The organism is Bartonella sp. CL70QHWL (assembly GCF_042194855.1).
Lineage (GTDB): Bacteria > Pseudomonadota > Alphaproteobacteria > Rhizobiales > Rhizobiaceae > Bartonella.
Genome location: NZ_JBHINJ010000037.1, coordinates 1 through 5,701 on the forward strand (window position 1 = coordinate 1; position 5,701 = coordinate 5,701).

The following is a 5,701-nucleotide window of genomic DNA, read 5'->3' on the forward strand; positions in this document are numbered from 1 at the left end:
ATGGTTATAGAAGCCGTAAGGACACTTTCATGCTTTAAAACGTCTACCTTTAAAGCAAATACATAAAAAGCTGCACGTATAGTGCAGCTTTTTTGCAAAATCTTCTGATTGTCTTTTTGTATTATTGTCTCTCTCATATCAGACAACTTCACCAGCCCATCATCCTTAATACTCCCCTTTCAAAAAACATAAGGAGCTGGTCATTGCTGCCAATAGGCATTGTGCTTGTTTTAGAAAAGAGCTCTGAAAACTTCCTTTCTCAACTGATCATCAAGAAAAACTATACAAAGCATGGGATATCCCATAAACACGTAGAAGAAAATTGTACCTTATAACCTCTTGGGGAGGAGCATTGTGACAAAGAAAAAATCCATGATTTTTACCCAAATGGGACTTTTCCTTGTTTTGGGCTTTAGCAGCTTTGCCGATGAAACAGCACAAGTTACATTTGCTCTCCACTTAGCAGAAAGCACAGCATCTATTTCAATGCTGCTGTTTGCAGGGCTTGTCGGGGCAATTTGTGCCGGACCAATTGCACCACGCCTCTTGCATCGCTTCCAACCAGCGCGAACAGTACCCATTGTTTTATTGTTTGAAGCACTCTTCATAGCCGTTGCCGCAATTGCCAACCAATTTTGGGTTTACATTGCACTTTCTTTCGCACTAGGTTGTGCTGGTTCACTCTTTTGGTCTGCTATCCTCGTTTCCGTCCCAGAATTTGCAACCAATGATCAGCAACTAGATCGACTAAACCGCGTTATCCAAACAGTTCGTAATCTTGGCTACATTGCCGGACCACTGCTAGGGGGTGTATTGTATGGAATATCAAATGGGCAAAAAGGATTGTTTGCGTTGTCAATCATGGTTCTTTGTGCTACCTTTATCACTCTCTTCTGTTTTAAAAGTTTAAAAATACATACGCAAACAACAAACACAACACAGCAAACCAGAAAAGGGCTAGATTTAACGGGTCTCTTGCGTAAAAAAAATGTTGTCTATGCTCTTTCTCCCCTCATCATTACCATCATCCTCACCTCTGCTCTCAACGTCTTATCGATTGTCCGCATCCGCACGGAGCTGTACTTCAGTGCAGAAACCTATGGGGTAATCACAAGCATGTTAAGTCTTGGCCTCGTGGTTGGTCCACTCTGTTTCTCCAGCCTTTTTCATCGCTTTGGCAATGCCGCTGGTGCATCACTTGCCGCTACAATCATTGGTTTTGCAATTTTCTGCTTTTCCTTAACACATATTGTATGGTTGATGATGCTGTCATTTTTCATCTTTGGGGGTGCAAACGGTGTGCAAAATGCTCTAATGGCAAGTTTTATGATGAAAGCCATTCAGAAAGAACATCGAAACAACCAAATGCCCGCCTATATCTTTATCATACAAACAGCGGTGTGCATTGGCTTTCTAGGAGCCGGTTTTGTAAAAGTGCATCACACCCAAAGCACACTATTTATCATTGGCATCGCTACAATGATCTCAGGCATATTAGGTTTTATCTTGAACAGTGCCGTACAAAAAAAGGAATATGATAATGGTTAACGAACTTTACTATCTTTGCTCTCAGGCAAACCAAACCCAAAAATGGCATGACAATCACCCCTCGATGAAATCGTTGTATCTCCCATACAACCCCACACAAACCAATAAGACTTTGATGAACCACTCTTGAGTGTGGAAGAGCAAACAACCCCAGCAAACAACCATTGCCAAAACTTGATATTTCAAAGCAGAAGAAACCGGTTTAACATCATGCAACAAGATCCTATAGGCTTAAACTTTTACAATGGAACAGGCGGTTATGTATGGCAACTTGCAGACTATATGCGACATGATTGTCATGAGAGCTCCCACACACTTGAATTGCAAAAACCAACACCACCTATAGCCATCAATTCTTTCGCTGTCTACCCACGTGAACTCAATCCTTTATCACACATTCAATGGGCAAAAGATGTACAAATAATAAAAAACAAACCAGCACTCATTGGCAAACGGCAAATACAACCCATCACCATTGTTTCTACAAAAGGAGCGGCATTTGGCGGATTCGACTTTCCCACATTTGAAGCACTTCGTGAAGGCTGCCTTGTCCAATCACTGAGAGAAATACAATTCAATGGTACTCTTCTTGCCTCTGGAAGTCTTTTGATATCACTTTTACAACACGGGTCTCATTCAAACAAATCAACAAGCCTTTTCACCAGATCATGCAACCGCTCTTTTACGAGAGCCAACAGTATTATCATAGATTCTTCTCTTGACACTCTTGCCATTAATCAACTCAATGGGCGTACAATCCAACTGAATGAAAAAACCAACCCTCTCTTGCAAAAAGCCACAACCAAAATGCACATTCAACACCCCATAGAACAAACAACCACGTTTTTTGTAAAAGCAGAAATAATGATAAGGATCAAAAGATGTCCCTGATAAGCCCCGATATGGGAACAGAAAATAGTGCACAGCTCATTTATGCGCTCATTCAAATGGCAAGACCGCGCACAGTCATTGAAATCGGTGCTGGTGATAGTACGTGCTTTATCGCAAAAGCACTTCAAAAAGCGAAATTATCATGGCAACAAGATAAAAAACTTTTAGAATCTTCCACCAGGGAAGAGCGTACAGCTTTGCTTGACCCTTCAGGAATCCTTGAGAATTACGAACCACGGCTTATCACCATTGATGATTTTTCAGCAGAAGGCCAATCAGCCGAAGAAGCATGGCAAGAACTGCTTCAAGACGGTATTGAAAAAGACATGGTAACATTTATCCATGAGAATTTCTTCTCTCTCGATGATGAAACGCTCAAATCTTGGGGACCAATAGATTTTGTTTGGCTTGATGCTGGAACGCCCGCAGATGATGTGCGATTTGTTACCACAGTTTGGGAACACATCACCGCTGGTGGTTATCTTTGTCTACATGAACCAACAATGACCACAACAATTGCTCACAATAGCGAACAACGGGTTCGACGCGTCAGAACTCCCATCTGGGAAGAAATTCTCTACCGGCTTGACGGCTCCTATGAAGCTTTAACACTCCCCGAAAACCACAAATATCGCCAAAGTGGTCTGGGGATTATTCGCAAACGCACCTCTGCCGAACAAATTGTACGCGCACAATCGCTCCAAGCAGAACTCATAGAAATCAATGAAATTCCCATTCGCAATGATATTTTGCCCATGGGGAAAGAAACCCTTCACAAACGCAATACCCGCAATTCACTGATCTCTGCCATGACCTCACCGACACTGCGCGCTGTTTATGCCGCCATTATCCTTGGTGCAAAAAATCTTACTGATATCCTCAAACATGTCGATTCAGATGCCAAAAACATTCACAAATCCATCAATCGCCTTTTGAATCTTGGACTTATTCACAACACAACAGCAGGATTTCAAGCCGAAGAGACAGTGTGGAAAATGCTAGAAAATAAACATGAGCGGAATAGGGAAAATTTAAGCGACCGCCATTTAGAAACAGAAGAGATGTTATCAAAAATTGGTGAAGCCTTTCAGAAGGAAAAAATCTATAGCGAAACGGAAGTTTCCAAGATATGCAACCTCTTTACGATAGACTTTGCCCGATTACGACGCACTCTTGTTGAGAGAGGTTTTTTACAACGCCATGGAGGAAAATATCAACGCATGCGCTAAAAGAGATTTGAAAAATGATTAGCGAACTCTATCGTTTTTCTTCTCTATTTCAAGAGAATGAATAACCTTCCACTAAAAAAATATAATTTCATTAAAAGGTTACAAAATCATTCATCCCATTCATATGTTGACAATCTATGGGGGGATAGTACATCCTCTTCATAAAGGATAAAATGGAAAAGCAAGAATGCGGGGTGCCAATTGGTTATCAAAAAGGATTGGGTGGTTATCAAAAAGAATTGGGAATAGTCAAAATCATCAGGAGAAGATATAGGATCAAGGTCTCAATGATCTTACGGTTGTTGCGCGAACATCAGGGCACAGTATTGTTGCTCAATCCAAATCATGCTCGATATTTCTAAAAACATCGTAGAAAAAACAATATTCTTGCATTGGACTGGCTGGTGAATCAAGAAGGATCCTATTTCAACGAAATGTGCACAGCAGAAACAGGGCTGACAAAACTTCCTCAAGAGATACAACAAAATGTATTTGATCATTTAACGACACTTCTATGGAAATTCCATGGGCAAAAATAAAATAACTTTTTTCATCTATAGCACAGTTTTTCTTTCTGAATTTTCCTTTTTCTTTGTACTCCCTTTGCTTGGAAACTCTTCTCTCATAACTGCTGCCAATGTCGCTTTTTATCTCGCTGGATCAGTAATCCTTGAAAGCATTCTCATGGTAACCACAACGGGTTTATTAGAAAGATTTTCGCGTAAACTCTTAATGGCTAGCGCCTTTATTTTAAGGAGTAGCGCTTTTGTGTGCATTATCCTATCGCTCACACCTTCTGCATGGTTGATCTTTTTTACCTTAATGGCTTTTTCGAAAGCAGTTTCAAAGCCATTTTTGAGAGAAATTTTATCAGAACATCTCAATGAAAATGCTCTTAAACGCGCATTAACTCTCTATTCTTTTTTTCAAAATGCTGCTGTCGTTATCGCCCCTCTTGTTGCAACGAGTGCCATAAAATACAACGCATCAACCTTCTTAATGGCTTTTTTTGCACTCATTGGTTTGTATCTTTGTGTTCTATCCATTCAAATTGTTTATCATTACCCACATAAAACATTATCTCTTGAAAAGAATAAAAAAACAAAAAAAGCTCTTCTTTCTTCTTTAAAAACAATAATACATAATCGTTCTATTGCTTATTTGCTGGTCACGGCTTTGCTTTGTACATTCCTCATGGGAATTTTCATCACCACCACAACACTTCTCAGTAAATTTGACAGAAATCTCGCCCCTTATAGTGGAATTTTCTTTTCAATTGTTGGCATCAGTATTTGTATCTGGCAAGGAATAATCAATAAACATCTCACCCTTTCCGATAAAGCAACTTTTTATCTGCTCTGCTTTATGGGAAGTTTCTCCTCATTTTTCCTCATAGGTGGGGTCTTTACCGCTGTGACTGCGTTAATTGCCTACAGTGTCTATGAATCTGTCATGATTCCAGAGATATACTATCAAGCAGGGAAAACAACCTCACCCCTCTCTGCCAGTGTTCTTTTTAGTTATATTCTTGTTATTTCAAATATTGGCCAAGCTGCCGGCTCATGGACAAGTGGATGGATCATCAGCCATTTCAACAATCATATCGCTTTCACCTTTTGCATGATTGTTGGTGCCTCCGCCTTTGCTTCTTGCCTTTGCCTCATGCAAACGAAAAAATAAGCAGCTTCCATGTCACATATCATTTTTGAAAACCCGTAGCACAACAAGAGCACTCAAAATAATTCGCCATAAATCACTCAATTATGGGTTTGTAATACAATCTGCGGCAAAGAAGCTCGAAACGGTCTTTAAAGATTGCTCTGTAAGGCTCCGTTGCCAATTGCCTCATAGCATAAAGTATTATGGGGGCAGACAAGCGTAAGGTAGCTACATTCTGCACGAATAATATTCTATTGATATTCATGTGCAACACAGCCAAAGCATTTTTTTATAATTCGCTCAAAAAAGGATTTTGAACTAATCAATCTCAAGCCTCGCCATGCGCGTTTAACTTTTAATGCCGCCCATTCTCT

At 40.2% G+C, this 5,701-nt stretch carries 5 protein-coding genes; all 5 read left to right on the forward strand.

The genetic code is table 11. The annotated features are described in order from the left end of the window. The first annotated feature begins 354 nt into the window (after positions 1 to 354). Entirely contained in the window at positions 355 to 1,548 is a 1,194-nt protein-coding gene (locus tag ACFIJZ_RS09055; protein WP_375631788.1) for an MFS transporter, read from the forward strand. 210 nt (positions 1,549 to 1,758) lie between these two features. Then, positions 1,759 to 2,439: a hypothetical protein gene (locus ACFIJZ_RS09060; RefSeq protein ID WP_375631790.1), complete on the forward strand. Its 681-nt coding sequence runs from the start codon at positions 1,759 to 1,761 to the stop codon at positions 2,437 to 2,439. After that, positions 2,430 to 3,668 carry a DUF2087 domain-containing protein gene (locus tag ACFIJZ_RS09065; RefSeq protein WP_375631792.1) on the forward strand — a complete coding sequence of 413 codons (1,239 nt, stop codon included), beginning with the start codon at positions 2,430 to 2,432 and terminating at the stop codon, positions 3,666 to 3,668. Before ACFIJZ_RS09060 ends, ACFIJZ_RS09065 begins: the two co-directional genes overlap by 10 nt. A gap of 173 nt (positions 3,669 to 3,841) precedes the next feature. Beyond that, positions 3,842 to 4,030, forward strand: a complete 189-nt coding sequence (locus tag ACFIJZ_RS09070; RefSeq protein ID WP_375631794.1) for a hypothetical protein — start codon at positions 3,842 to 3,844, stop codon at positions 4,028 to 4,030. A gap of 163 nt (positions 4,031 to 4,193) precedes the next feature. Then, positions 4,194 to 5,348 carry an MFS transporter gene (locus tag ACFIJZ_RS09075; protein ID WP_375631796.1) on the forward strand — a complete coding sequence of 385 codons (1,155 nt, stop codon included), beginning with the start codon at positions 4,194 to 4,196 and terminating at the stop codon, positions 5,346 to 5,348. Positions 5,349 to 5,701: the final 353 nt, after the last annotated feature.

Bases quoted from the DNA above. Each gene is read 5' to 3' on its own strand.
- ACFIJZ_RS09075 (WP_375631796.1), top strand. From the start codon at position 4,194: ATGGGCAAAAATAAAATAACTTTTTTCATCTATAGCACAGTTTTTCTT.
- ACFIJZ_RS09060 (WP_375631790.1), top strand. From the start codon at position 1,759: ATGCAACAAGATCCTATAGGCTTAAACTTTTACAATGGAACAGGCGGT.
- ACFIJZ_RS09065 (WP_375631792.1), top strand. From the start codon at position 2,430: ATGTCCCTGATAAGCCCCGATATGGGAACAGAAAATAGTGCACAGCTC.
- ACFIJZ_RS09070 (WP_375631794.1), top strand. From the start codon at position 3,842: ATGGAAAAGCAAGAATGCGGGGTGCCAATTGGTTATCAAAAAGGATTG.